The 22967-nt window shown below is 68.1% G+C and carries 22 protein-coding genes and 1 tRNA gene; 13 read left to right on the top strand and 10 right to left on the bottom strand.

Annotated features, from left to right (window positions below; genetic code table 11):
• Positions 1 to 20: 20 nt before the first annotated feature.
• Entirely contained in the window at positions 21 to 2645 is a 2625-nt protein-coding gene (gene alaS / locus AB6807_RS02555) for an alanine--tRNA ligase (protein ID WP_371083381.1), read from the bottom strand.
• Between the two features lie 253 nt (positions 2646 to 2898).
• Here alaS and AB6807_RS02550 point away from each other — a divergent pair, with 253 nt between their 5' ends.
• Complete coding sequence (locus AB6807_RS02550; protein WP_116908663.1) at positions 2899 to 3723, top strand: ferritin-like domain-containing protein; 825 nt, start codon at positions 2899 to 2901, stop codon at positions 3721 to 3723.
• Between the two features lie 239 nt (positions 3724 to 3962).
• A complete protein-coding gene (locus AB6807_RS02545) occupies positions 3963 to 4280 on the top strand; it encodes a hypothetical protein (protein ID WP_116908662.1) in 318 nt (105 codons plus the stop codon).
• A 443-nt stretch (positions 4281 to 4723) separates the two neighbouring features.
• Here AB6807_RS02545 and AB6807_RS02540 read toward each other — a convergent pair whose 3' ends face one another.
• The 3 genes from AB6807_RS02540 to AB6807_RS02530 form a co-directional block, all read right to left on the bottom strand.
• The gene (locus AB6807_RS02540) at positions 4724 to 5008 is read right to left on the bottom strand and encodes a hypothetical protein (RefSeq protein WP_116908661.1); all 285 of its coding nucleotides are present in this window, start codon (positions 5006 to 5008) and stop codon (positions 4724 to 4726) included.
• 300 nt (positions 5009 to 5308) lie between these two features.
• Complete coding sequence (locus AB6807_RS02535) at positions 5309 to 5695, bottom strand: hypothetical protein (protein ID WP_116908660.1); 387 nt, start codon at positions 5693 to 5695, stop codon at positions 5309 to 5311.
• A 177-nt stretch (positions 5696 to 5872) separates the two neighbouring features.
• Positions 5873 to 6043, bottom strand: a complete 171-nt coding sequence (locus tag AB6807_RS02530; RefSeq protein ID WP_286512462.1) for a hypothetical protein — start codon at positions 6041 to 6043, stop codon at positions 5873 to 5875.
• A 211-nt stretch (positions 6044 to 6254) separates the two neighbouring features.
• On the opposite strand from AB6807_RS02530, the gene AB6807_RS02525 reads away from it, so the two are divergent.
• The 4 genes from AB6807_RS02525 (at position 6255) to AB6807_RS02510 (ending at position 7892) form a co-directional block, all read left to right on the top strand.
• Positions 6255 to 6635 carry a hypothetical protein gene (locus AB6807_RS02525; RefSeq protein ID WP_371083380.1) on the top strand — a complete coding sequence of 127 codons (381 nt, stop codon included), beginning with the start codon at positions 6255 to 6257 and terminating at the stop codon, positions 6633 to 6635.
• A gap of 73 nt (positions 6636 to 6708) precedes the next feature.
• A tRNA-Gly gene (locus AB6807_RS02520) sits at positions 6709 to 6782 on the top strand.
• Between the two features lie 171 nt (positions 6783 to 6953).
• The gene (locus tag AB6807_RS02515; protein WP_371083379.1) at positions 6954 to 7229 is read left to right on the top strand and encodes a hypothetical protein; all 276 of its coding nucleotides are present in this window, start codon (positions 6954 to 6956) and stop codon (positions 7227 to 7229) included.
• A 174-nt stretch (positions 7230 to 7403) separates the two neighbouring features.
• A complete protein-coding gene (locus AB6807_RS02510) occupies positions 7404 to 7892 on the top strand; it encodes a hypothetical protein (RefSeq protein WP_371083378.1) in 489 nt (162 codons plus the stop codon).
• Positions 7893 to 7911: 19 nt separating this feature from the next.
• Here AB6807_RS02510 and AB6807_RS02505 read toward each other — a convergent pair whose 3' ends face one another.
• Positions 7912 to 8820 carry a LysR substrate-binding domain-containing protein gene (locus AB6807_RS02505; RefSeq protein ID WP_371083377.1) on the bottom strand — a complete coding sequence of 303 codons (909 nt, stop codon included), beginning with the start codon at positions 8818 to 8820 and terminating at the stop codon, positions 7912 to 7914.
• A 110-nt stretch (positions 8821 to 8930) separates the two neighbouring features.
• Here AB6807_RS02505 and AB6807_RS02500 point away from each other — a divergent pair, with 110 nt between their 5' ends.
• From AB6807_RS02500 to AB6807_RS02485, 4 genes are all read left to right on the top strand, one after another.
• Complete coding sequence (locus AB6807_RS02500) at positions 8931 to 10208, top strand: SGNH/GDSL hydrolase family protein (protein ID WP_371083376.1); 1278 nt, start codon at positions 8931 to 8933, stop codon at positions 10206 to 10208.
• Between the two features lie 136 nt (positions 10209 to 10344).
• A complete protein-coding gene (locus AB6807_RS02495) occupies positions 10345 to 10569 on the top strand; it encodes a hypothetical protein (protein ID WP_116908653.1) in 225 nt (74 codons plus the stop codon).
• Between the two features lie 36 nt (positions 10570 to 10605).
• Complete coding sequence (locus tag AB6807_RS02490) at positions 10606 to 11136, top strand: 2'-5' RNA ligase family protein (protein ID WP_371083375.1); 531 nt, start codon at positions 10606 to 10608, stop codon at positions 11134 to 11136.
• Positions 11137 to 11197: 61 nt separating this feature from the next.
• Positions 11198 to 12238, top strand: coding sequence for a phosphotransferase (locus AB6807_RS02485; protein ID WP_371083374.1), 1041 nt, complete (start codon positions 11198 to 11200; stop codon positions 12236 to 12238).
• 67 nt (positions 12239 to 12305) lie between these two features.
• Here AB6807_RS02485 and AB6807_RS02480 read toward each other — a convergent pair whose 3' ends face one another.
• The 4 genes from AB6807_RS02480 to imuA all read right to left on the bottom strand — a co-directional run bounded on the left by AB6807_RS02480 (position 12306) and on the right by imuA (position 19059).
• Entirely contained in the window at positions 12306 to 13235 is a 930-nt protein-coding gene (locus AB6807_RS02480) for a hypothetical protein (RefSeq protein WP_371084139.1), read from the bottom strand.
• A gap of 167 nt (positions 13236 to 13402) precedes the next feature.
• Positions 13403 to 16801: an error-prone DNA polymerase gene (locus AB6807_RS02475; RefSeq protein WP_371083373.1), complete on the bottom strand. Its 3399-nt coding sequence runs from the start codon at positions 16799 to 16801 to the stop codon at positions 13403 to 13405.
• On the bottom strand, positions 16794 to 18245 hold the full coding sequence (locus AB6807_RS02470) for a DNA polymerase Y family protein (RefSeq protein ID WP_371083372.1): 1452 nt from the start codon (positions 18243 to 18245) through the stop codon (positions 16794 to 16796). Before AB6807_RS02470 ends, AB6807_RS02475 begins: the two co-directional genes overlap by 8 nt.
• Positions 18214 to 19059: a translesion DNA synthesis-associated protein ImuA gene (gene imuA / locus AB6807_RS02465; protein ID WP_371083371.1), complete on the bottom strand. Its 846-nt coding sequence runs from the start codon at positions 19057 to 19059 to the stop codon at positions 18214 to 18216. Before imuA ends, AB6807_RS02470 begins: the two co-directional genes overlap by 32 nt.
• A 175-nt stretch (positions 19060 to 19234) precedes the next feature.
• On the opposite strand from imuA, the gene AB6807_RS02460 reads away from it, so the two are divergent.
• Both AB6807_RS02460 and AB6807_RS02455 read left to right on the top strand, forming a co-directional pair.
• Positions 19235 to 20086: a CmcJ/NvfI family oxidoreductase gene (locus AB6807_RS02460; protein WP_371083370.1), complete on the top strand. Its 852-nt coding sequence runs from the start codon at positions 19235 to 19237 to the stop codon at positions 20084 to 20086.
• Complete coding sequence (locus tag AB6807_RS02455; protein WP_371083369.1) at positions 20083 to 20712, top strand: 2-hydroxychromene-2-carboxylate isomerase; 630 nt, start codon at positions 20083 to 20085, stop codon at positions 20710 to 20712. Before AB6807_RS02460 ends, AB6807_RS02455 begins: the two co-directional genes overlap by 4 nt.
• On the opposite strand, the gene AB6807_RS02450 is transcribed toward AB6807_RS02455, so the two are convergent.
• Positions 20701 to 21651 (bottom strand): LysR substrate-binding domain-containing protein, encoded by a 951-nt coding sequence (locus tag AB6807_RS02450; protein WP_371084138.1) that lies wholly within the window; start codon positions 21649 to 21651, stop codon positions 20701 to 20703. The two genes, AB6807_RS02455 and AB6807_RS02450, sit on opposite strands and share 12 nt — an antisense overlap.
• Before the next feature lie 162 nt (positions 21652 to 21813).
• Here AB6807_RS02450 and AB6807_RS02445 point away from each other — a divergent pair, with 162 nt between their 5' ends.
• Positions 21814 to 22947 (top strand): ABC transporter substrate-binding protein, encoded by a 1134-nt coding sequence (locus AB6807_RS02445; RefSeq protein ID WP_371083368.1) that lies wholly within the window; start codon positions 21814 to 21816, stop codon positions 22945 to 22947.
• Positions 22948 to 22967: the final 20 nt, after the last annotated feature.

The following is a 22967-nucleotide window of genomic DNA, read 5'->3' as shown; positions in this document are numbered from 1 at the left end:
GCGAGACGTGGGGTGTGGGGTCAGGCGCGTTCGGTGACCCAGGCCTGCACCGAGGCCAGCGCGGCCGCGAGGCCCGCCGCGTTGGTGCCGCCGGCCATGGCCATGTCGGCCTTGCCGCCGCCCTTGCCGCCGACCTGCTGGGCCACGAAGTTGACCAGCTCGCCGGCCTTGACCTTGCCCGTGCTGTCGGCCGTGACGCCGGCCGCGATCTGCACCTTGTCGCCGTCGGCCGCGGCCAGCACGATGACGGCGGTCTTCAGCTTGTCCTTGAGCTTGTCCATGGTGTCGCGCAGGGTCTTGGAGTCGGCGCCGTCGAGCTTGGCGACCAGCACCTTCAGGCCCTTGACGTCCACCGCCTGCGAGACGAGCTCGTCGCCCTTCGACGATGCGAGCTTGCCCTTGAGCGCACCCACCTCGCGCTCCAGCGCCCTCACCTGGTCGAGCACCTGCGTCAGCCGGCCCTGCAGCTCGGCGGCCGGCGTGCGCAGCGTGGCGGCCACGCTCTGCACGGTCGACTCCAGGTCCTGCAGGTAAGACAGCGCATTGGCGCCGGTCACGGCTTCGATGCGGCGCACGCCGGCGGCCACGCCGCCTTCGCTCACGATCTTGAACAGGCCGATGTCGCCAGTGCGGCCCACGTGGGTGCCGCCGCACAGCTCGCGGCTCGTGCCGATGTCGAGCACGCGCACAGTCTCGCCGTATTTCTCGCCGAACAGCATCATGGCGCCGGTCTTCTGGGCCGATTCCATGTCCATCACGCGGGCCTGCGTGGGCGCGTTGGCCAGCACCTCGGCGTTCACGCGCTTCTCGATCTCCAGGATCTGCTCGCGCGTGACGGCGGCGTTGTGCGCGAAGTCGAAGCGCGTCTTGTCGGCATCGACCAGCGAGCCCTTCTGCTGCACGTGGTCGCCCAGCACTTCGCGCAGGGCCTTGTGCATCAGGTGCGTGACCGAGTGGTTGCGCATGGTCGCGTTGCGGCGTTCGATGTCGACGGCGGCCTTCACCGCGTCGCCCACCTTCAGCGTGCCTTGCGTCTGCGTGCCGTGGTGGCCGAACACGTCGGCCTTGATCTTCTGCGTGTCTTCCACGCCGAACTGCACGCCTTCGGCCACGAGCACGCCCTGGTCGCCGACCTGGCCGCCGCTCTCGGAATAGAAGGGCGTGGTGTCGAGCACCACGATGCCGGGCTGGCCTTCCTTCAGTTCGTTCACCGCAGCGCCTTCGAAGTACAGCGCCACGACCTTGGCGTTTTCCTCGAGGTGTTCGTAGCCGGTGAAGGTGTTGCCCGCGCCGGCGTATTCGACGTTACGGTCCATCTTGAACTTGCCGGCCGCGCGGCCCGCGGCCTTCTGCTTTTCCATGGCGGCATTGAAGCCGGCCTCGTCCACGCTCACGCCGCGCTCGCGGCACACGTCGGCCGACAGGTCGAGCGGAAAGCCGTAGGTGTCGTGCAGCTTGAAGGCCACTTCGCCGGGCAGCGTCCTGGCGTCGCCGGCCAGTGCCGCGTCGAGGATTTCCATGCCGTTGGCCAGCGTTTCGAAGAAGCGTTCTTCCTCGGCCTTCAGCGTGTCGGTGATGCGCTTCTCGTCGGCCATGAGCTTGGGGTACGCATCGCCCATGAGCTTCACGAGGTCGGGCACCAGCTTGTGGAAGAAGGGCTTCTTCTGGCCCAGCTTGTAGCCGTGGCGGATGGCGCGGCGAATGATGCGGCGCTGCACGTAGCCGCGGCCTTCGTTCGACGGAATGACGCCGTCGGCCACCAGGAACGAGGTGGCACGGATGTGGTCGGCAATCACGCGCAGGGAGTTGTTGCCCAGGTCTTTTTCGCCGGTTTCACGCGCGGCTGCCTTGATGAGCGCGTCGAAGATGTCGATCTCGTAGTTGCTGTGCACGTGCTGCAGGATTGCGGCCAGCCGCTCCAGGCCCATGCCCGTGTCGACGCAGGGCGCGGGCAGCTTCTTGACCGAGCCGTCGGGCTGCATGTCGAACTGCATGAACACGTTGTTCCAGATCTCGATGTAGCGGTCGCCGTCTTCGTCGGGGCTGCCGGGCGGGCCGCCGGGGATCTCGGGGCCGTGGTCGAAGAAGATCTCGGAGCACGGGCCGCACGGGCCGGTGTCGGCCATCATCCAGAAGTTGTCGGACATGTAGCGTCCGCCCTTGTTGTCCCCGATGCGCACCACGCGCTCGGGCGGCAGGCCGATTTCCTTGGTCCAGATGTCGTAGGCCTCGTCGTCCTCGATGTAGACGGTGGCCCAGAGCTTTTCGGCCGGCAGCTTGTAGACCTCGGTGAGCAGCTCGAAGGCCCACTTCAGCGATTCGCGCTTGAAGTAGTCACCGAAGCTCCAGTTGCCCAGCATCTCGAAGAAGGTGTGGTGGCGCGCGGTGTAGCCCACGTTCTCCAGGTCGTTGTGCTTGCCGCCGGCGCGCAGGCAGGCCTGGACCGAGGCGGCGCGAACGTAGTTGCGCTTGTCTTCGCCCAGGAACACGTCTTTGAACTGGACCATGCCCGAGTTGGTGAACATCAGCGTCGGGTCGTTGCCCGGCACCAGCGAACTCGAGGGCACCACCGTGTGGCCCTTGGAAGCGAAGAAATCGAGAAAGGTCTTGCGGATGTCCGCGACCGTGAATGTGGGCTGGCTCATCTTTGGATTCGTCTTCTGTCGAGGGCGGCGCGGCGATGGCGACCCTGTGTCGAACCCACTGCGGCGAACCGGCCTAACTGCTTGATTTGCTTGAACAAACGATTATAGGTTTGGCCATGACACCCGCGCCGCCCCAAGGCAAACTGCAGGCTGCGGGCGCCGCGGCTAATATGTGACCCGGCGCAAAAAACGAGAACCAAATACGGTCGGCGCCATCCGTACTTGTACGGACACAAAAGATCAAGGAGTTCGCATGGCAAGCCAAGAGGCGGAACAACACTGGCAGATCGAAGACCTCGATTTCTCGCGCATCGCGCTCGACAAGGTCCGCCCTGACGAGAACCTCTTCTACCTGGTGACGTCCGCCTCTTTCATCGAAAGCGGCTCCGACCTCTACACCCAGAACCTGGTCGACTACTTCAAGGGCGACGACGAAGTCACCGACTGGCTGTCCAACCACTGGGAACTCGAGGAACTGCAGCACGGCAAGGCCCTTCGCGCCTACGTGCGCCACGTGTGGCCCGAGTTCGAATGGGACACCGCCTACCAGGGCTTTCTCGAGGAGTACGCCACCTACTGCAAGGTCGAGCTGCTGGGCCCGACCCGCGCCCTGGAAATGACCGCGCGCTGCGTGGTCGAGACCGGCACCGCCACCTACTACCGCGCCATGGCGCGCAGCACCGACGAGCCGGTGCTGCAAGACCTGGCCACCCGCATCGCGACCGACGAGGTCAGCCACTACAAGCACTTCTACCGCTTCTTTCGCCGCTACCGCGAGCAGGAGCGCCTGAGCCGCTTTCGCGTCTTCGGCACCATCGGGCGGCGCACGCTGGAGCTGAAGAGCGAAGACGCCGACTGCGCGATCCGCCACGTGGTGAAGGCGCGCTCGCCCGAGCGAGCCACCGACACCGCCTATGTGCAGGCGCTGAGCGCGCGCATGAACAGCACCATCCGCACCAACCTGAGCGCCGCCACCACGCTGAAGATGCTGATGCGGCCGCTGGAATTGCCGGCGAAGGTGCAGACGGTGATCCAGTACCCGATCCGGCAGTTCATGCAGCACGTGTTCCTGCGCTGAAACCGGTCGCCGCACGGTCTCGAACGGTCTCGGACGGGTGCTGCGTACAACTTACGCGCGCGGTATGCAAACGAAGTCACGCAAAACGAGAAAGCGAGACGGCCGTTCCGGTTTTTGCAACCGTTGGCTCGCTAGTATCCGCCGCTCATAACCTTTCTAGAGGCGAGGCCTGAGTCCTTCGGAAGAGCGGCAAGCCGCTCCGTGGCAAGTCGGCTCGCAGCCTTTTGCATGCGAGTCCGATGTTTGAACCCACACCCCACCGCGAGCACCCTTACACCATTCGCCTGGAAGGCTCCGATCTTTCCATTCGCGACCTGATGGAGGTGCGCTTCACTTTCCTGCGACTGCTCGAGCAGCACATCGGCGCGCCGCCCCGCGTGATCAAGTGCTACCGGGCCTGGTCCAGCCAGCTCGAATCGGGCGCCGAGACCCTGAGCGAAACACAGAAGGCCCATGCGCGCGTGTGGCGCGAGGCCTGGGACCATGCAACCGAGCGCGCGGCGCCGCTGCTGAGCAGGCCGCATGCGACGGCGTTCCAGTTCGAGTTGCTGAAATAGAAGCCTAAAAAAGCCCGGAACAGGGCTGGGCAGTTAAAAAAAACCCAGCACAAGGCTGGGTTGTGAACCTCTTGAGTGCTGTCACACACAGAGAACTCGCACTGAAAAGCGAGTCAACAAAATCTAGGGCTTCGGAAGCCTACCCCTTGTCGGACAGGACCGACACTTCCGAAATGGCCCGTGGAGCGCAAGCCATGCGGCGCCAAATAGGCGCCAAAAAACTGCCAAATAGTTCACGTTTCAATGAGTGTCCTACGGCCGCTGACTGTTTCTGACTGACACGCGCGCCCAAGATCCCCATCGACCATTCAGATGCTGTCACGCAACAGGGCCGTACAAAAGAAGAGCTCTCTGTTTTCTTAGAGCGCGCCCCGTCAACGGGCTCCTCCCACCCGCTTCGGCGGGTATTTTTTTGCCCGAAGACTTCTCGACGACTCACGCCGTCAGCTGGCAGAAGTCAGGCCCGGCTTGCGGCTCGTGTCCAGCGAATACAGCTGCGGCCGGTCGTCGAGGCTGGGGTCGGTGGGCACGTGCTCGGTGCTGCGCGAGGACCGGAACAGTTCGTTCTCCAGCCGGGCGACCCGCTCCGCGTACATCCGGGCGAGCGCCGCGTGATGCTCCGCCGCGGCCTGGTGCTCGATGCGCGCCATCTGCGCCTCTTCGAGCAGGGCGGCGGCGCGCCGGAGGTAAGCGGTATGGGCGGGGCGAAACAGGAAGTCGAACGTCATTTCACGCTCCTTTTTGCGCAACGGTGCGCACGCGCCATGTTCCTCCCGCAAGGCCCTGCAGGTCTGTAGTCGCGCGACTTACCCTCGGGCTACCTCGTTTGCGTCGCCTACCACAGCGCGGTGACGCGTTTTCCCTGCCCGATGGGGACAATGCTGTGGAAAACCATGTGCGAATCGCGCCGAAGCGTTGCCTGGCGTGGCCTGCAACGCGGTGCCTGCGAAAGAGGCACGCCCGAAAATAATTTGCCGAAGGTGGGTGCGGCGGCGTCACGGCGCCACACCCCCTTCAGCTGAACTCGATCAATCGCGGTCTTCGTGGTAGCGGCGATAGTGCTCGCGGCGCTCCCATTCGCGACGACGCCATTCGCGACGCTCCTCACGGCGTTCTTCGAAACGCGCTTCATGGTCCCATCGACGACCAGGCTCGTAGTAGACCGGTGCCGGCTCGTAGACCGGCGCCGGGCGATAGCGCACCGGCGGCGGCGGTTGGTAGTAGACCGGGGCCGGCGGCGAGTATGCCGGCGCGGGCTCGTAGTACACCGGGGCCGGCGTGCCGACGACGATGCCGGGAACGTTCACGCCGATCGACCAGCTCGTGCCAGCGCTCGCGGCGGCACTGGCGAAGAGCGCACCGACGGCAATCGCACCTGCCACGGCCAACTTGAGGCTGTTTCTATGAAGGGTCACGTCGTCTCCAGAAGTGCGGGAACAATCCCGATGCACAGACAACGCTTGTCGCCCCGGCACCGATCACATCGCTTCGGTGAAGAACGTTCCCAGATGTCACACGACCTGCGCCGAACGACTCGGGCTTAGCCGCTCGAGTCGGTCACGCAGATCAGTCACGCACATCAGTCGCGCACATCAGTCGCGCGGGCTGGCCCTCCACTCCCTGACGAAGTGGGCGGCCCGAATGCACGCGCGCTCGAAGGCGCCGTCCCAGGTGAGTTGCTGCGTGATCACCAGCGCGCATTTGTCCACGCCCTGCAGGCTCAGCTTGGCGATGCCGGCGTACGAGCCGTGCACCGTTCTCATGATTTCGAAGTCCGCCGACCAGCCGTCGGGAAGGTCCAGAAGAGAAGAAGGCGCTCGCATAGGAGCCGAGCATAGGTTTCGAACACACCCAGGCCCAGGAACTAATTCACAAGTATTAACGAAGGATTCCTGCACGCGCTGCGCCTGTGAAATAGTCCCTTGCGTGCCATTTCGCCGAGCTACCATCCCGCCAAACTTGAATGAGGTGGAGATGTCGGGCGCAAGTGAGATGGAGCGGGTCGTGGCGGCGCTGAAGGCGCTGGCGGTCCAGCCGTGGCCGGAGAGCGCACGGCTAGCCTTGAGATGGAACGAAGTCGCGAAGACGCTGCCGGGCGTCGGCTACGAGGCGTTCTTTCACGCGCACCGGCTGGCGACGCGCGTCCTGTTCCAGGGCAACGCGCTGAACACCTCGGCCGTTGACCAGCTGCGCGAGCGGAACTTCACGGTGGTGGTCGACAGCGTGCAGGGCGACGCGGCGTCCTGCGCGCGAATCGAGGTCGGGCCGGCATGGCTGGACCTGTCGAAAAAGCCGGCCGGCCGCCTGCCCGGCACCGGCATGTACGAGCTGCGCGAAGACGACGGCCATTGCTGAGACGCCACATCGCGAGCGCCTATACTCGCGGCTTCCGTTTTTTCGCCGCACACGCGTTCGACGGTTGCCCGATGCGGGTGTAGCTCAATGGCAGAGCTGTTGCTTCCCAAGCAACTGACGAGGGTTCGATTCCCTTCACCCGCTCCAAAAAAGCCTCCACGAGGCCTGCTTCCCTCCCCCCTGATCCCTCAGGCCGCCGGCAAGCCCACGCGGCGCAATGCGCCGGCAGCCGCCGCGCAGCCGACTGCACCAACCAGCTCGAACTTCGAAGCTCGCGGCGATGCTTCATCACGTAGCATCCGCCCCATGAGCTACACCGTGAAACTGATCGATTTCCCCGACGCGCCGGCCGATGTCATCGCCTCCGCGGAATCGCGCTTCCGCCGCGAACTGGACAAGCTGCTGGGCGAAGACGGCGTCGCGCCCGCGCTCAAGGCCTTCGAGAACGCCAGCGAGTCCAGCGCCGACGAGCTCGGCAAGGACGAGCTCTCCCTGGCCGCCACCTGGGCCAAGGCCTACGAGTCGGCCAAGACGGCGGGCTTTCGCGCACTGGGCGAAGCCGACGAGGCGTACTTCGAGATCCGCATCGACTGACCTTTTGAGGCCTTTCGGAGGCTTTTGGAGCCGGCCATGAAACCGCTGTTCGCCCTGCTTCTCTGTGCCCTTCTGACCGCCTGTGCGACGGCCCCGGACACATCGCCCGCTCCATCCCGCGAACCGAGCGCAGCCACGGCACCGGAACCCGCGGCGCAACCCCAGCCCACCGGTGTGCAATGGCGCTACGTGGGCACCAAGTCGTACGACGCGCTGAACGCCGGCCTGGGCCGCAGCCACCGCTTCGAAAGCAGCATCGGCTGGGTCGACGTGTACCTCTACGACATGAAGCGCACCGACTGGCGCCTCGGCGTGGACGACCCGCAGTTCGACGCGCATTTCAAGGGCACCATCGCCGAAGTGCAGCGCGCCGCCGCGCAGGGCGTGTACACCAGCGCCAAGGTCGGCGCCACCCGCGACGTGCGCATCGACGGGCTCACCTTCCGCAGCATTTCATTCCGCCTCGTGAACGCCCGCGACGGCAAGGCCTATGAGTCGTTCACCTACCTCACCGCGCGCGGCGGCCGGCTGCTGAAGTACCGCCTGTCGTTCAACGCGCCGGCACCGGCCAACGTGGAAGCCATCGCGCGCGAGTTCATCGACCGCAACCTGCGCACCGGGCCCGACACGCCGGCCGGCACGCGCGAACTGCGCAACACCTGAGCCCCCGCCAGCAGCGCGTTCAGCTCGCGGCCCGCCGCGCCGCGCCCGGCAGCTTCGCCACCCGCTGCGCCAGAAAGTCGACCAGCACGCGCACGCGCAGCGGCTGGTGGCGGCGCGGGGCGTACAGCAGGTGCACCTCCTGCGCCGGCCCGGTGTGGCGCGGCAGCACGCGCAGCAGGCGGCCCTGCGCCAGCAGGTCGGCCACCATCCAGGTGGGTTGCAGCGAGATGCCCGCGCCGGCGAGCACGCTGTCCAGCATGGCCACGGCGTTGTTCACGCGGTAGCGGCTGCGCACCGGCACGCTGACCGCGCCCTCGGGCCCTTGCAGCAGCACGCCGTCGTCGCCGGGCGCGTAGCGCAGGTAGTCGTGCAGTTGCAGGTCCTGCGGCTTGCGTGGCTTGCCGCGCGCCGCGACGTAGTCGGGCGAGGCCACCAGCACGCGCGGCCAGGTGCCGATGTGGCGCGCGACCAGGTCCGGCGGCAGCGTGCCGCCGACGCGCAGCGACACGTCGATGCGCTCCTCGCGCGGGTCGATGAAGCGGTCGTCCAGCACCAGTTCCAGCTCGATGTCGGGGTACAGCGCAAGAAACTCCACCGCCATGGCGTTCAGGTGCCGCTGGCCCATGGTGACCGGCGCGCTCACGCGCAGCAGGCCGCGCGGCTGCTGCACGGCCTCGCGCGCGTCGGCGACGGCGTCGCCGTAGTCCTCGAGCACGCGCTGCGCGCGCTCGTGGAAACGCTGGCCCTCCTCCGTCAGGCTCAGGCCCGCCGCGGTGCGCCGCAGCAGCCGCACGCCCAGCGAGCGCTCCAGCCCCGCCACCAGCTTGCTGACGGTGGGCTGCGTGGTGTCCAACGCGCGGGCCGCGCCCGACAGGCTACCGAGTTCGACGCTGTGCACGAAGGCCGAGAGGGCGCGCAAGGTGTCCATGGTTGTATTCGAATCGGGAATGAGGTGGATGCCATTCTGCCGTCTACCCAATCGAAATCGCATGGATGAAAGTCGGCGCCTCGCTTCCATTTCTTTCGAGGACACCGTTCATGACCGCATCGGCATTCGCATCCCTTCTTCGCCACGGCGCGCTGGCGCTCACGCTGGCAACTACGGCTGGCGTCTCTGTCGCCGAGCCTGCCCCCACCTACTGGCGCCCCAGCTGGATGGCCAGCACCCAGCCCGTGTGGTCCGGCGACTTCGTGCTGCCCGCCGGCCTGCCCTTCCAGTTCAACCGGCAGACCGTGCGCCAGGTCGCGCGCCTGAGCATCGGCGGCACGCGGCTGCGCGTGGTGATCAGCAACGAAGGCGGCACCGCGCCGCTGCACATCGGAGCCGCGCGCGTGGCACGCCATGCCGAGGGCTCGGCCACCGTCGAAGGCAGCGACCGGCCGCTGCGTTTCGGCGGGCAGGCCGAAGCGATCGTGCCGCCCGGCGCGCGCCTGGTCAGCGACCCGGTGGACCTCGCCCTGCCCGCGCTGGGCGAAGTCGCGGTGTCGCTCTACCTGCCGCAGCCCAGCCAGCCCGCGGGCTTTCATTTCGACGCGCGCCAGGTCGCCTACGTGGCCGACGGCGACCTCACCGCGGCGCCGCGCATGCCGGCTGGCGCCACCGAATGGAGCACGCGCGTGTACGTCAGCGGGCTCGTCGTGGAAACGCCCACGCCGCCCGTCACCGTCGTCACCCTCGGCGATTCGCTGACCGACGGCAACGGCGCCACGCCCGGCGCCAACACCCGCTGGCCCGATGCACTGGCCGAGCGGCTCGCGGGCCGCGGCGTGGCGGTGCTCAACGCCGGCATCTCGGGCGGCCGGCTGCTGAAGGACGGCATGGGCCGCGCCGGCTTGGAGCGCGCGGGCCGCGACGTGTTCGCGCAGCCCGGCGTGCGCGCCATGGTCGTGCTGCTGGGCACCAACGACATCGGCTGGCCCGGCGGCCCGTTCGCGCCGGGCGAACCCGCGGTGCGCGCGGAGCAGCTCATCCAGGGCTTTCGCCAGCTCATCGAGATGGCGCACGCGCACAACGTGCGCATCATGGGCGCCACCATCGCGCCGAACGAGCATGCGCTGCAGGGCACGCCGCTCGAAGGCCACTTCTCGCCGCAGAAAGACGAGGTGCGCCAGGCCGTGAACCGCTGGATTCGCGAGAGCGGCGCGTTCGACGCGGTGGTCGACTTCGATGCGCTGCTGCGCGACCCGGCGCACCCGTCGCGCCTGAGGGCCGCCATGGACTCGGGCGACCACCTGCACCCCGGCGACGCGGGCTACAAGGCGATGGCCGCGGCCATCGATCTGCAGGCGCTGCTGGGGGCATCAGCGCAGCCCTGAAACGCCGCGGAACCGAGCCAGAACCGAGGCAAAACGAACGCAAGACCAGTCCGGTTTGAAACTGTGAAAATACTGTACATAAATACAGTATTTGCCTAGAATTTGTCGTCTCCAAGAACACCAACGAGGCGACACCATGACCACCGCCAACCCGCCTGCGTCCGCCCCGGCGCAGGCGCTTTTCTTCTCCAGCCTGCAGCAGCTGCAGACGCGTTCGCGCACGGGGCGCCTGTCGACCTGGCCCTTCAAGGTGGCCCGCGAGACGGGCCCCGTCGATATGCATGAAACAAACGACGTGCGCATCCAGGCGGCGCGCGTCATCCGGACGACGGCCGAGAGCTGGTGGCCGTCCGGTTCCTGAACCGCCTTTCGCTTCACCTTCACCAGGAGAACTGCAATGGACGACTTCGACCCCGCCGACCGGCATCTGCTGATCGCCTTGTTCCCGGACCGCGACGTGCAACTTGCCATCGAGAAGCACCGCGAAGACTGGCTCTGGCCGAAGGGCCACAGCTTTCCCCCGAGCGCGCGCCTGCACCTGACGCTCAACGCCCTGCCCGACACCACCGACGCGCAGAGCCTGGCATGCCTCGACGCAGCGCTGGCCGAAGTCCGGATGGCGCCACTGGATCTCACGCTGGCCAGCTCGTGCACGTGGAAGAACGACATCTCCGTGGTGCTGCCCGCCGAACACAACGCGCTGCGTGCGCTGCGCAACGACGTTGCCCGCGCCGTGAAGCGCGCAGGCTACGAAACCCGCCGTGCCAAGTGGACGCCGCACATCACCATCGCACGCCATACGCGCGGCGCGGCGCGCCCTCCGAGGCTAGACCCCGTGCGCTGGACATCGACCGACTTCGCGCTGGTGCGCTCGCACCTGGGGCCGTCGGTGCGGCACGAGGTGCTGAAGTCTTACAGGGCCGACTAAGAGAGTGGCGCTATCGTTGCGGGTCCTCCATCGACCCGTCTTTCCAGTCGGGTGCACACACATGCTGACGCCACCCGACCTTTCGCAAGACGCCATCCGGCAATGCCTGTCCGAGGCCTACGGCCTGAACGACGCACAAGTGCGCTTTATGCCGCTCGGCGCCGATGTGAATTCCGCCGCTTTCCGCATCGATGCCGCTGACGGCGCCGCGTATTTCCTCAAGCTGCGCCGCGGCGAATTCGACCCATCGGTGGTCGCGGTGCCGGCCTTCCTGCACCACGACCAGGGCATCGAGGCCGTGATGGCGCCGCTGCCGACCACGGCCGGCCCGCTGAGCGTGCGACGCGAGGGCTTCGACTGGGCGCTGTACCCCTTCTTCGACGGCGCCAACGGTTTCGAGCGGGCCCTGGGCGACACGCAATGGCGCGCACTGGGCGCCGCGCTGGCCGCCGTTCACCGCACCGAATTGCCCGAAGCGCTGTCCGCCACGCTCCCCAGGGAGCGCTACGCCCACCACTCACGCGAAGGCGTCAGGCGGTACCAGCGGCGGTTCATCAACGGCGTGAACGACATGAACGGCGACGACATCGTCAGGCGCTTCTTCGCGTTCTGGGAAGCGCACGCCGAAGACATCGACACCATCGTCTACCGCAGCGAGCAGCTCGCCTCCATCCTGCTGGAGCGACCGCCGCGACTGGTGCCGTGCCATGCCGACCTGCATGCGGGCAATGTGCTCACAGGCGATGCTGGCAACGCAAGCGATCAAGGGCGCCTGTCGATCGTCGACTGGGACATGCTGATGCTCGCCCCCAAGGAGCGCGACCTGATGTTCATCGGTGGCGGCGTGGGCCATGCGTGGAACCAGCCCGCGCAAGAGGCGCTGTTCTTCGAAGGCTACGGCGCGACCGACATCGACGCCGTGGCGCTCACGCACTACCGCTACGAGCGGATCACGAAAGACATCCTCGAGATCTGCGACCAGGTCTTCGACACCGCTGCCAGCACGCAAGACCGCGAAGAAGCGCTGCGCCAGATGACCGCCCAGTTCCAGCCGGACGACGTGGTGGCCATTGCGCACCGGAGCTACGAAGCGGTGACCTGAAGCGGCGCGCTGCTGGCACCGGCACCGGCACCGGCATTGACCTGGCGCCGGCAGGCGCCGCCACGCATCAGATCAGCATGTCCTGCGCGTCGTCCTCGAAGCCCGCGATGGGCTGCGCCTTGGCCAGCGCCAGCCACACCGCGAACGGAATGCGGTCGAACGCGCGGTGCACCGCCGCGCGCGCCACCACCAGGCGCTCGCCCTCGAGCACCATCACGCCGCACTCGGCGGGCACCTCTTCAGGCTTGGCGATGCAGCGGCCCTTGGCGTCGTTGCCCAGCACGTACCAGCACTCGCCGCCCAGGTCGAGGTAGGCCGCGCGCTTGTCGGGCTTGCGCAGGTCGCCCAGCAGGTCGGCGCGGCTCACCTTCACCTCGTGGACGATGGGATGCGCATAGGCCTCCACGCTGGTGTTGCGGATCGAAAAAACATCGGGCCGCGCGATGCACCAGCGCGCCTTGCCGCCTTCTTCCAGCGCCGGCAGCCGCGCGCGCAGGCCGAGCCCCCGCCACGCGATGCGCCCGCCGCGCGTCATCTCGCGCGCCACGCGCTCCACCAGCGCCTCGTGCGGTGACAGGGCCGCGCGGTTGATGGTGAGCGTGGTGGCGATGCGCGCAATGCCGGCGTCGGTCACGCGCAGCGTCTCGTGGCCGTGCGGCGTGCGCACGCGCTCCAGCCAGCCGCCGGCGAGCAGCTCGACCTCGATGGCGTCGCAGCACGGCCAGCCGGCCGAGCGATAGATTTCGCGCAGCCGCCGCGCATGCAGCTTGCCGAAGGGCACCTCGCCCTTCGCCTCGCCTTTCACCTCGCCCATCGGCTTCCCCATGGCCCTTTCCATCGCCCGCTGCAACGGCGGCGGCTCCTGCACCGGCGGCGGAAAGCCCGGGTCGGTGAAAGGCGGCTCGACCGGTGGCGGATCGCCCTCGGGCGGCGGCATGGGCGGCGGCTGCACGGGAATGGGCACGTCGGGCGCGGGCGGCGGCGGGCCGATGGGCATGGCGACGAGCGGGTCGCTCACGAGGGCAACAACGACAGGGGCTGTCGCGGCTGTAACTGCAGTGGGTTCGGCAAGTTCGGACATGTTGCAACAGGTTAGCGAAAACTCTCGAATGGCGCGAGGCATGGAACGATCGGTTGCATTCAATGGAATGGCCGCTGGAATGCTCAATGGAAGTCGCGGCTGGTGTTGCTCTGCGCCAGCCGGCCCAGGAGCGGCGTGAGGTCCTTGAAGCCCGTGGCCACCAGGTGCTGCACCTTGCCGCCGCTGTCGTCGTCGCGTTGCCAGCTGCCCTGCACCGCGAGCAGGTGCGACTTGAGCAGCGGCTCGCGCCAGGCGTCGATGACGTGGTTCCAGACGATCACGTTGACGTTGCCGGTCTCGTCCTCCAGCGTCACGAAGATGGTGCCGTTGGCGGTGCCGGGGCGCTGCCGCCCCTTGACGATGCCGCAGGCGCGCACGGTCTGGCCCGTGGCCATCTCGCGCAGCTCGGTCGCGCTCATGAGCTTCATGCGCGCCAGGCGCGGGCGCAGCAGCGCGAGCGGATGGCGGCGCAGCGTGAGCCCGAGCGCGGCGTAGTCGCCGACGATCTCTTCCCCCTCGGGCGCCGCCGGCAGCAGCAGCGCCTGCTCGTGGATGGGCACGCCCTTGAGCAAGGCCGGCGTGCGAGCGCCCATGCCGCGGGTGGCGGTGGCGTCCCACACCTGCTGGCGCCGATGGCCCGACAGCGACATCAACGCATCGGCCGCGGCCAGCGCGGCCATGTCCTTGGCCTCGAGCTCGGCGCGCAGGGCCAGGTCTTCGGTGCTGGTGAAAGGGGCCTGCGCGCGGGCCGCCAGCAAGCGCTCGGCGCCGGCCGCGCTGAGGCTCTGGACGCGGTTCAGCCCGAGCCGCACCGCCGGCTGGTTGTCGTTGCCCAGGCGGCCTGCGTAGCGCGCGTCGGTGCCGTTCGGCATGCGCGGCGCGTCGGGTGCACGGGCTTCGAGCGTGGTGTCCAGCTCGCTCACGGCGACGTCGACCGGGCGCACCTCCACGCCATGGCGGCGCGCGTCCTGCACCAGCTGCGAAGGGCTGTAGAAGCCCATCGGTTGCGAATCGAGCAAGGCCGCGAGAAAGCAGGCGGGCTCGTAGTTCTTCAGCCAGCTGCTCACCGTGACCAGCAGCGCGAAGCTCGCGGCATGGCTCTCGGGAAAGCCGTAGTCGCCGAAGCCCAGTATCTGCTTGAAGATGGCCTCGGCGAAGCTGGCCTTGTAGCCGTTGTCGACCATGCCGTCGACGAGCTTCTTCTGGAACTTCTCGAGCCCGCCCTTGCGCTTCCATGCCGCCATGGCCCGGCGCAACTGGTCGGCCTCGTCCGCGGAGAAATTGGCCGCGATCATGGCGATCTGCATCACCTGCTCCTGGAAGATCGGAATGCCCAGCGTGCGTTCCAGCGCGGTGCGCAGCTCTTCTTTCTCGTAGTGGATCGGCAAGCCCTTGCGCACCCGCTCGCGCTGCTTGAGGTAAGGGTGCACCATGCCGCCCTGGATGGGGCCGGGCCGCACGATCGCCACCTCGATCACCAGGTCTTCGTAGCAGCGCGGCTTCAGGCGCGGCAGCATCGACATCTGCGCCCGGCTCTCGATCTGGAACACGCCGACGGTGTCGGCGTCGCAGATCATGTCGAACACCCGCGGGTCGTCGCTGGGCACTTGGTGCATCTCCACCGTCGAGCCCCGCCAGCGGTTCATGTGGTCGAGCCCGCGGCGAATGGCGCTGAGCATGCCCAGCGCAAGCACGTCGACCTTGAGCATGCCCATGGCCTCGAGGTCGTCCTTTTCCCACTGGATGACGGAGCGGTCTTTCATGGAGGCCTTTTCGACGGGCACCAGCCGCGTGAGCCTGGTGTGGGTGAGCACGAAGCCGCCCACGTGCTGGCTCAGGTGGCGCGGAAAGCCCTTGAGCCGCCTGGTCATCTCCATCCAGTGTTCGAGCTTGAGCTCGTCTTCTCTCACGCCCGCGCGCTCGCAGGCCGCGTTCAGCTGGTCGCCGAGCAAGGTGTCGTCGAACCAGTAGTGGTCCTTCGCGAATTCGTCGATCAGCCGCTCGTCGATGCCGATGGCCTTGCCCACGTCGCGCAATGCGCTGCGCGAGCGGTAGCAGATGACCACCGCGGCAATGGCCGCGCGCTCGCGCCCGTATCTCTCGTAGATGTACTGGATGACCTCTTCGCGCCGCTGGTGCTCGAAGTCGACGTCGATGTCGGGCGGCTCGTTGCGTTCGCGGCTCAGGAAGCGCTCGAACAGCAGCGTGCCCTTGTCGGGGTTGATGGCGGTGATGCCCAGGCAAAAGCACACCGCCGAGTTTGCCGACGAGCCGCGCCCCTGGCAAAGGATTTTCCTCGAGCGCGCAAAGCTCACGATGTTCTCCACCGTGAGAAAGAACATCTCGTAGTGCAGCTCGATGATGAGCGACAGCTCCTTATGGACCTGCTTGCAGACGCTGGCCGGAATGCCCGAGGCGTATTTTTCGAGCGGATATTTGTCGAGCGCGCCCTCCCACGTCTTGCGCACCAGCGTCTGCGCCGGCGTCTCGCCGTTGCCGACGCTTTCGAGCGGGTACTCGTAGTTCTTGCGGATCTCCTGCGGATCGAACCTGCAGCGCTGCGCCACCACCAGCGTGTTGGCCAGCATGCCGGGCAGGTACAGCTCGGCCAGCCGCACCCGCGCGCGCAGGTGGCGCTCGGCGTTCGACTGCAGCGCGAAGCCGCACTCGGCCACCGTCTTTCCCTCTCGCACGGCCGTCAGCACGTCGTGCAGCGGCTTGGTCGCGCGCGAGTGCATGTGCACGTCGCCGGCGGCCACCAGCGGCACGCCGGCGGCCTCGCCCGCGTGCACCAGCGTGACGAACCACAGGTCGTCGTCCATCTCGTTGAAAAGCGCCAGCGCCAGCCACAGGTTGTCGCCATACAGCGCCTTGGCCATCGACAGGTCTTCGTGCAGCGTGGCCGTGTCCGCTGTTTCACCGGGCACGCGATGCGGCACGAAGAGCACCTGGCAGTGCTGCAGCGAGGCCACCCCGCCGACGCCATCGCGGACTTCCCAGTCCACGTGGTAGTCGCCCTTGGGCAGCTCGGTGGTGGTGCGCGCGGCGGTGATGAACTCGCACAGGTTGCCCCAGCCCTGCGCGTCGTTCGCGATCACCACGAGCCTGAAGCGCTCGAAGCAAAACTCGCTGCCGAACAGCAGGCGAAAGCCGGGGTTGCGCGGGATCTTCGGCTCGTCGGGGTTCTCGCGCTCGTGCTCCTCCAGCTTGGCGGGCAGGTCGCGCAGCGCCACGTAGGCGCGCACGATGCCGGCCACGGAGCATTCGTCGGTGATGGCCAGCGCGTCGTAGCGCAGCTGGTAAGCGCGCTCCACCATCTCTTCGGGCGTGGACGCGCCGCGCTGGAAGCTGAAGTTCGTCAGGCAGTGCAGCTCCGCATAGCCCGGCAGTTCCACCGCCGGCCGCGCCCGCATGGGCACCGGCAGCGCGTGCACCTTGGCCGGCTGGCGCTTGCGCTCCTGCTTGTCGCTGAGTTCAGGCATAGAAGCCCTGCAGGTACCAGCGCACCTCGCCGGCGGAAAAGCGCGCGGAGTGCCGCTCGCGAAAGATCCACACCAGCCCGGCCTCGGGGCTCTCGGCGACGTAGTAGTCGCGCAGGGCGGGCTTGCCGCCTTCTTCAATCCCCTCCTTGCCTTCCTTACCTTCCTTGCTTTCCTTGCAGCCCCACCAGCCGGCCTCCACGCGCTGCGGGCCGACCAGCCTGCTCAGCGGCCCGCGGTAGCAGGGGCGCTCGCCGTCCATCTCCAGCAGCAGCGGCTCGGGCAGCAACCACGGCGGGTAGAGGGCGTCGGGTTGCGAGGCGGCGGCCTGCGCCTGCCTGCGGGCCTTGTCGGGAGCCTTGCCGTTGTGCTTTTCATTCCCTGCCTGCACCCCTGCCTGCACCCCTGTCTGTAGCGCCGGCCGCCATGCCTGCTTGCGCTCGGGCCGGTGATCGGCCAGGGCGCACGGCACCAGCACCTGCCGGGCGCCGAGCCGCACGCTGAGGCGCTCGACCATCTCGTGCAGCTTGTCGCCCTTGCGGTTGTCTTCCGGCAGAAAGCTGGTGCTGGCGCCGGCCCACGGGTCGGTCTCTAGCGTGCGCAGCTTCAGCCAGCTGGCGGGCGCGGCCAGCGTGGCGAGCGCGAGCTTTTCGGACAGCAGGCGGCGCAGGTGCGCCATGTCCTGCGTGGGCTCGGCCGTGCGCACGGTGACCTGCTGGTGCGGCGGCAGGTTCACGCCGTTGAAGCGCTTCAGGTCGAGCGTCCATTGCAGCTCGAGCGCGCGCGCGCCGCGCTGCCGCGCGCGCAGCCAGATCTGCAGGGCCGACAGCAGCCGGTTGGCCGACCACATGAGCTCGGGCCCGGTCTCGGCCAGCGCGGGCAGCTCCAGCTTCTGCTCGAACACGTCGGGCAGCGTGAGCCAGGCATGGCTTTCGGGGCGCAGGCCCCAGGCGGCGTCGAGCGCCACGCGCAGCTCGGTGCCGAAGCGCCGCGTGAGCCCGCCGCGCGGCAGCGCCGCCACGTCGCCCCAGGTGCGGCAACCCAGGCGCGCGAGCAGGTCGAGGTGGGTGCGCGCGACGCTCAAGGTGTCCAGCGGCAGGCCGGCCGGAAGGTCCTTGGGGCGCGCCGCGCCGCGCACGAACAGGCGCAGCCGCGCCAGCGCGACAAGGCTGGTGGCGCCCTGCGCGCCCAGCATGCGCATGCCGGGAACATCCGGCACGGGGTTGGCCGCGAGCAGCTGCCGCATCAGCTGCAACCGCCCGCCCCACAGGCGCTCGCAGGCCGAGACCTCGAGCATCAGCGCCTCGTCCTGCCAGGCGACGTGGGGCGTGTACTGCAGCGCCCACCAGCCCAGCGCCTCGGGCGGGGGCAAGGCGGGGGCATCCGCGCCATCCGCAGAATGATCGAGGGCGGCGTCAGGCAACCACCGCAAGGCGATCCAGTGCATCCTGGCCTCCCTTCCATGCGTCGATGCGCACCACGGTGGCCGAGGCTGGGGTGGCATGTCCCTTCATCGAGTTCGCCGAGTTCGCCGTGCCCACCACGCCCACCGTGCCCTGCTGCTGCGAACGCAGCTTGCGCCGCAGCCGGGCGGCCGCCAGCAACGCGGCCATGCGCTCGTTGCGCGCCGGCAGCATCACCGGGGCGGACAGCGGCGGCCCGCGGCGCTTGAGGATGTGCAGCTCGATCTGCGACGCATCCACCGCGCAGCGCTCGGCGCGAATGCGCAGCCGCGCGGGCGAGGCCGACAGCGCCACCGATTCGGGCCGGCACACGAACAGCATCACCTCGTGCTGCGCGGCCGCCAGCTGCAGCCGCCGCAGCTCCCCCACCCGCGCCTGCGGCAGCCAGGCGACGACGGCGGCCACGTCGGCGCAGCGCAGCGCCTGCTCGCAGGCCCACAGGCGCGCGGCCGGCGCATCGCTCTTGACCCACATCAGCGATTCCACCGGCAGCCCCTGCGCCGCCAGCGACGCGCCGCAGGGCTCGTAGGGCGCGCCGATGAGCACCACCGGCCCGCCGCGCGCCTGCACCGCCTGCGCCAGCGCGGGCAGCAGCAGCCGCCAGACATGGGCCTCGGGCGCGGCCTGCAGCAGCTCCGTCATGGCGCCCACCGGCCAGCCGCCGCCCGGCAGCTCGGCGTCGAGCGCGGCGTGGCCGGTGGCCACCACCTGCGCGTCTGCCAGGCCGAGCTCGTCGGCGTGCCAGACGCCGCGGCCCGCGGCGGTGGCAGAGAAGGAGTCGAGGAAAGGAAGGCCCATGGTGAAAGACTGTTAACTGTATTTTTATACAGTATTTCCCGGGCCGTCGAGAAGAAAGCTGTTTTTCTTCGTCAGCCCCGTCTTCGCATTCCTTTGGCTCATGCGAGCACGCCCAGAAGTCGGTTGAGCGCAGGCATCGCCTTCGCTCCAATGGCTTCACCCAAGGAGCCACCCCATGACCCACGCCACCACCCCACCCACCACCACCGTGCTTGCAGGCCTGAACTACCTCGAGCCTTCCGCCCTGCGCCCGTTCAGCTACACCTTCGAGCCCCCGCCCGGCACCCCCTGGGAAAGCGGCAGCTACGCCCTGCACCAAGTGCCCATCGCCGATGCGCGCACCGCCGCCACGCCCAGCGACATCGAGCGCGAAGGCTTCGTGCTGCGCGACGCACCCACGGCCGTGCACGACTTTCTGGACGACGCCGAGGTCGCGGCCGTGTACCACCGCGAAGTGGCCGAACTGGCCCTGGCCGTGACCGGCGGCACGCGCGCCCACGTCTTCGACCACCTGGTGCGCCGGCGCGAGGCCGACCGCGCCGCGCTGAGCTTCGGCCGCCGCGCGGGCGACGGCCGGGCCGCCGCCAACGGCCGCATCCACAACGACTACACCGAAGCCTCGGGCCGCCGCCGGCTGGCGCTGGTGCTGGGCAACGAGCAGGAGGCCGAGGCCGTGCGGCGCTACTGCATCGTGAACGTGTGGCGCTCCATCAAGGGGCCGGTGCTCGACACGCCGCTGGCCGTGTGCGATGCGCGCTCGGTGATGGCCAGGGACCTTGTAGTCGCCGAGGTGCGCTACCCGCGGCGCACCGGCGAGATCTACCTGGCCATGCATTCGCCGTCGCACCGCTGGTCGTACTTCTCGGCGATGGACCGGCACGAGGCGCTGGTGTTCAAGCAGTACGACTCGCAGCTGAGCGGCGTCTCGCGCTACACGCCGCATGCCGCCTTCGACCACTCCGACGCGCCCGCCGACGCGCCGCTGCGCGAGAGCATCGAGGCCCGCTGCCTGGTGGTGTTCGAATGACCGCGCCCCGCGTCACCACGAGGCCCACGCTCGACCTGTGGTTCGACTTCGGCAGCAACTACAGCTACCTGAGCGTGATGCGCGTCGAAGACGAAGCCGCCGCGCACGGCATCGGCATCCGCTGGCAGCCCTTTCTGCTGGGGCCGATCTTCCGGTCTTTCGGGTGGGCCTCGTCACCCTTCGTGCTGCAGAAGGAAAAAGGCGACTACACGTGGAAGGACATGGCCAGGCAGTGCCGCAAATACGGCCTGCCGTGGCAGCAGCCGACAAGCTTTCCGCGCGCCGCCGTGCTGCCGCTGCGCATTGCGCTGGTGGGCGCCAGCCAGCCGTGGATGGGCGAGTTCTGCCGCCGCACCATGCGCATGAACTTCGCCGAAGACCGCGACATCGATTCGCCCGAGGCCATGCGCGACCTGCTCGCCGAACTCGGCCTGCCGGCGCACCGCGTGCTCGAGGAGGCGCTGTCGGACGCCAACAAGCTGCGGCTTCGGCGGCAGACCGAGACGGCCGCGGAAAAAGGCATCTTCGGCGCGCCCACCTTCTTCGTGGGCGAAGAAATGTTCTGGGGCAACGACCGGCTCGACGAGGCGATCGCGTTCTGCAAGGCGGGCGGCTCAGGGGGCTGAAGACTCCCCCTTGGATTTGTCTTCAACTTCAGATCTCGCTTCGGATTTCAACCAGGCCGCCACATGGCGCACGTCCTCGCGCGGCGACGGCTCGGCCTGGATCAGCCAGTAGGCATGGTCCGTCGCCAGCGCGGGCGTCGGCGCGTCCACGCGCACCAGCCGGCGCTCGTCGAGCAGCGGCTGGATCAGCTCCAGCCGCCCCAGCGCCACGCCCTGCCCCGCCAGCGCCGCCTGGATGAGCTGGTCGTACTGGTTGAAGTGCAGCACGGCCTGCGGCCTGGCGTCGGCCCAGCCGACGGAGGCGAGCCAGTCGCGCCATTGCAGCCAGGGGTGCTGCGCGTCTTCGAAGTCGAGCAGGCACAGCGTCGACAGCGCCTCGGCCGAGCCCCACGACAGCGCCCCTTTCGAGCTCATCGACGGATGCGCCACCGGCGCCACCGTTTCGCCGAACAGCCGCACCGCCCCGGCCGGCGCGAGCGCGGGCGTGGTGTAGCGAATGGCCAGGTCTATGCCTTCGTTGCGCAGGTCGGCCACCCGGTTGTTGGACGACACGCGCACGTCCACGCCCGGGTGCAGCGCCTGCACATGCCGCAACCGCGGCAGCAGCCACAGGCCCGTCATGCCGATGCTCGCGCTCACGGTCACGGGGCGCTGCTCGCCGGACTGGCGAATGCCGCCCATCACCTCCTGCAGTTGCTGCACCGCGCCGTCCGCGCTGCGAAAGAGGCGCTCGCCCTCGGGCGTGAACGAAATCGCGCGGTGGCCGCGCACCAGCAGCTGCACGCCAAGCTGCGCCTCCAGCGCGTGCACCTGCTTGCTGACCGCCGACTGCGTGAGGCACAGGTCCTGCGCCGCGAGCGAGATGCTCATGCGCCGGCCGACCGCGACAAAGCCGCGCACCAGGTCCAGCGACGGCATGCGAAGCAGCGAAAGTGGCATTCCCATGGTGACTGCGAGAAGCGAAGGAGCCGGAATTTCAGCACAACGCCCCGGCCCGCGCGACTGTTGCGCCAGCGGCCCGCGCGCCCAACATCGGTTTGCCCGGACAGGGCTGCCGGCATAAGATCAGTTTGTTAACACTTTGTGACTTAATTACACAAAATGATTCGTTCCATCTCCGCCGTTTTCACCGCCCTCGCCGCCGCGTCCGTTCTGGCATTCGGCCTCGCGCCCTCCGCGCAGGCCCAGCCCAAGCCCCTGGTCATCGGCCAGACCTACGTGAAGACCGGTCCGCTGGCCTCGCTGTCGACCGAGCCGCTGGTCGGCATCCGCGCCATGTTCACCGCGGTGAACGCGGCCGGCGGCATCAACGGCCGGCCGGTGGAGCTGCGCCAGCTCGACGACGCCTACGACCCCGCCAAGGGCGCGGAGAACGTCAAGACTTTCGTCAACGAAGGCGCGGTCGGCATCCTGATGCCCATCGGCACCTCGTCGTCGGTCGGCGCGCTGAAGACGGCCAACGAGCTGAAGATTCCGGTGGTCGGGCCGTACACCGGCGCCGGCCCGGTGGTGAAGTTCTCGGAGTACGGCTTTCCGGTGCGCATCAGCTTCGACGAGGAATACAGCCGCATCGTGAACCACCTGTTCACCATCGGCCTGTCGCGCATCGCCTTCGCCCACAACGACAACCCCGGCGCGCGCTCGGCGATGGAAAGCACGCAGAAGTTCATTGCCGAGCGCGGCGACAAGATGGTCGGCAGCGTGGCCATCAAGAACGACGGCTCCGACGCCACCGAACGCGCGCAGGAGCTCGCCAAGCTCAAGCCCAAGGCGGTGGTGCTGTCGGCCACCAACGATGTGGCCGCCAAGTTCATCACCGCCTACCGCGCGGCCGGTGGCGAAACGGCCTTCTATTCGTTCTCCTTCCTGAACGGGCAGAAGCTGTTCCAGGACATCAGGAAAGACGCCGCCGGCGTGGTCATCTCGCAGGTGGTGCCCTACCCGTGGAACAGCGCGATGCCGGTCATTGCCGAGTACCAGGCGGCCATGAAGAAGATCGGCGCCACCGAGTTCAGCTACGCCAGCCTCGAGGGCTACGTCACGGCCAAGGTGATGGTCGAGGGGCTCAAGCGCGCGGGCGCGAACCCGACGCCGGACTCGCTGCAGAAGGGCCTCGAGTCGTTCAAGACGCTGGACCTCGGCGGCATTGCCGTGGCCTACCGGCCCGGCGAGCATCGAGGGCTGACTTTTTCCGAGCTGTCGATGCTGAAGGCGGACGGCAAGTACCTGCGCTGATCGGCACGGGCTGATCGGCC

This window comes from Variovorax sp. RCC_210, assembly GCF_041355175.1.
Taxonomy (GTDB): Bacteria; Pseudomonadota; Gammaproteobacteria; order Burkholderiales; family Burkholderiaceae_C; genus Variovorax.
This window is presented reverse-complemented; position numbering and strand designations above follow the sequence as displayed.

What these genes read in the sequence shown, in the direction of transcription:
- AB6807_RS02490 (WP_371083375.1), top strand. Translation starts at nt 10,606, where the DNA reads ATGGACGACTTCGACCCCGCCGACCGGCATCTGCTGATCGCCTTGTTC.
- AB6807_RS02470 (WP_371083372.1), bottom strand. Translation starts at nt 18,245, where the DNA reads ATGCACTGGATCGCCTTGCGGTGGTTGCCTGACGCCGCCCTCGATCAT.
- AB6807_RS02530 (WP_286512462.1), bottom strand. Translation starts at nt 6,043, where the DNA reads ATGAGAACGGTGCACGGCTCGTACGCCGGCATCGCCAAGCTGAGCCTG.
- AB6807_RS02480 (WP_371084139.1), bottom strand. Translation starts at nt 13,235, where the DNA reads ATGCCCATCGGCCCGCCGCCGCCCGCGCCCGACGTGCCCATTCCCGTG.
- AB6807_RS02525 (WP_371083380.1), top strand. Translation starts at nt 6,255, where the DNA reads ATGTCGGGCGCAAGTGAGATGGAGCGGGTCGTGGCGGCGCTGAAGGCG.
- alaS (WP_371083381.1), bottom strand. Translation starts at nt 2,645, where the DNA reads ATGAGCCAGCCCACATTCACGGTCGCGGACATCCGCAAGACCTTTCTC.
- AB6807_RS02545 (WP_116908662.1), top strand. Translation starts at nt 3,963, where the DNA reads ATGTTTGAACCCACACCCCACCGCGAGCACCCTTACACCATTCGCCTG.
- AB6807_RS02455 (WP_371083369.1), top strand. Translation starts at nt 20,083, where the DNA reads ATGACCGCGCCCCGCGTCACCACGAGGCCCACGCTCGACCTGTGGTTC.
- AB6807_RS02460 (WP_371083370.1), top strand. Translation starts at nt 19,235, where the DNA reads ATGACCCACGCCACCACCCCACCCACCACCACCGTGCTTGCAGGCCTG.
- AB6807_RS02540 (WP_116908661.1), bottom strand. Translation starts at nt 5,008, where the DNA reads ATGACGTTCGACTTCCTGTTTCGCCCCGCCCATACCGCTTACCTCCGG.
- AB6807_RS02505 (WP_371083377.1), bottom strand. Translation starts at nt 8,820, where the DNA reads ATGGACACCTTGCGCGCCCTCTCGGCCTTCGTGCACAGCGTCGAACTC.
- AB6807_RS02475 (WP_371083373.1), bottom strand. Translation starts at nt 16,801, where the DNA reads ATGCCTGAACTCAGCGACAAGCAGGAGCGCAAGCGCCAGCCGGCCAAG.
- AB6807_RS02550 (WP_116908663.1), top strand. Translation starts at nt 2,899, where the DNA reads ATGGCAAGCCAAGAGGCGGAACAACACTGGCAGATCGAAGACCTCGAT.
- AB6807_RS02450 (WP_371084138.1), bottom strand. Translation starts at nt 21,651, where the DNA reads ATGCCACTTTCGCTGCTTCGCATGCCGTCGCTGGACCTGGTGCGCGGC.
- AB6807_RS02500 (WP_371083376.1), top strand. Translation starts at nt 8,931, where the DNA reads ATGACCGCATCGGCATTCGCATCCCTTCTTCGCCACGGCGCGCTGGCG.
- AB6807_RS02485 (WP_371083374.1), top strand. Translation starts at nt 11,198, where the DNA reads ATGCTGACGCCACCCGACCTTTCGCAAGACGCCATCCGGCAATGCCTG.
- AB6807_RS02495 (WP_116908653.1), top strand. Translation starts at nt 10,345, where the DNA reads ATGACCACCGCCAACCCGCCTGCGTCCGCCCCGGCGCAGGCGCTTTTC.
- imuA (WP_371083371.1), bottom strand. Translation starts at nt 19,059, where the DNA reads ATGGGCCTTCCTTTCCTCGACTCCTTCTCTGCCACCGCCGCGGGCCGC.
- AB6807_RS02445 (WP_371083368.1), top strand. Translation starts at nt 21,814, where the DNA reads ATGATTCGTTCCATCTCCGCCGTTTTCACCGCCCTCGCCGCCGCGTCC.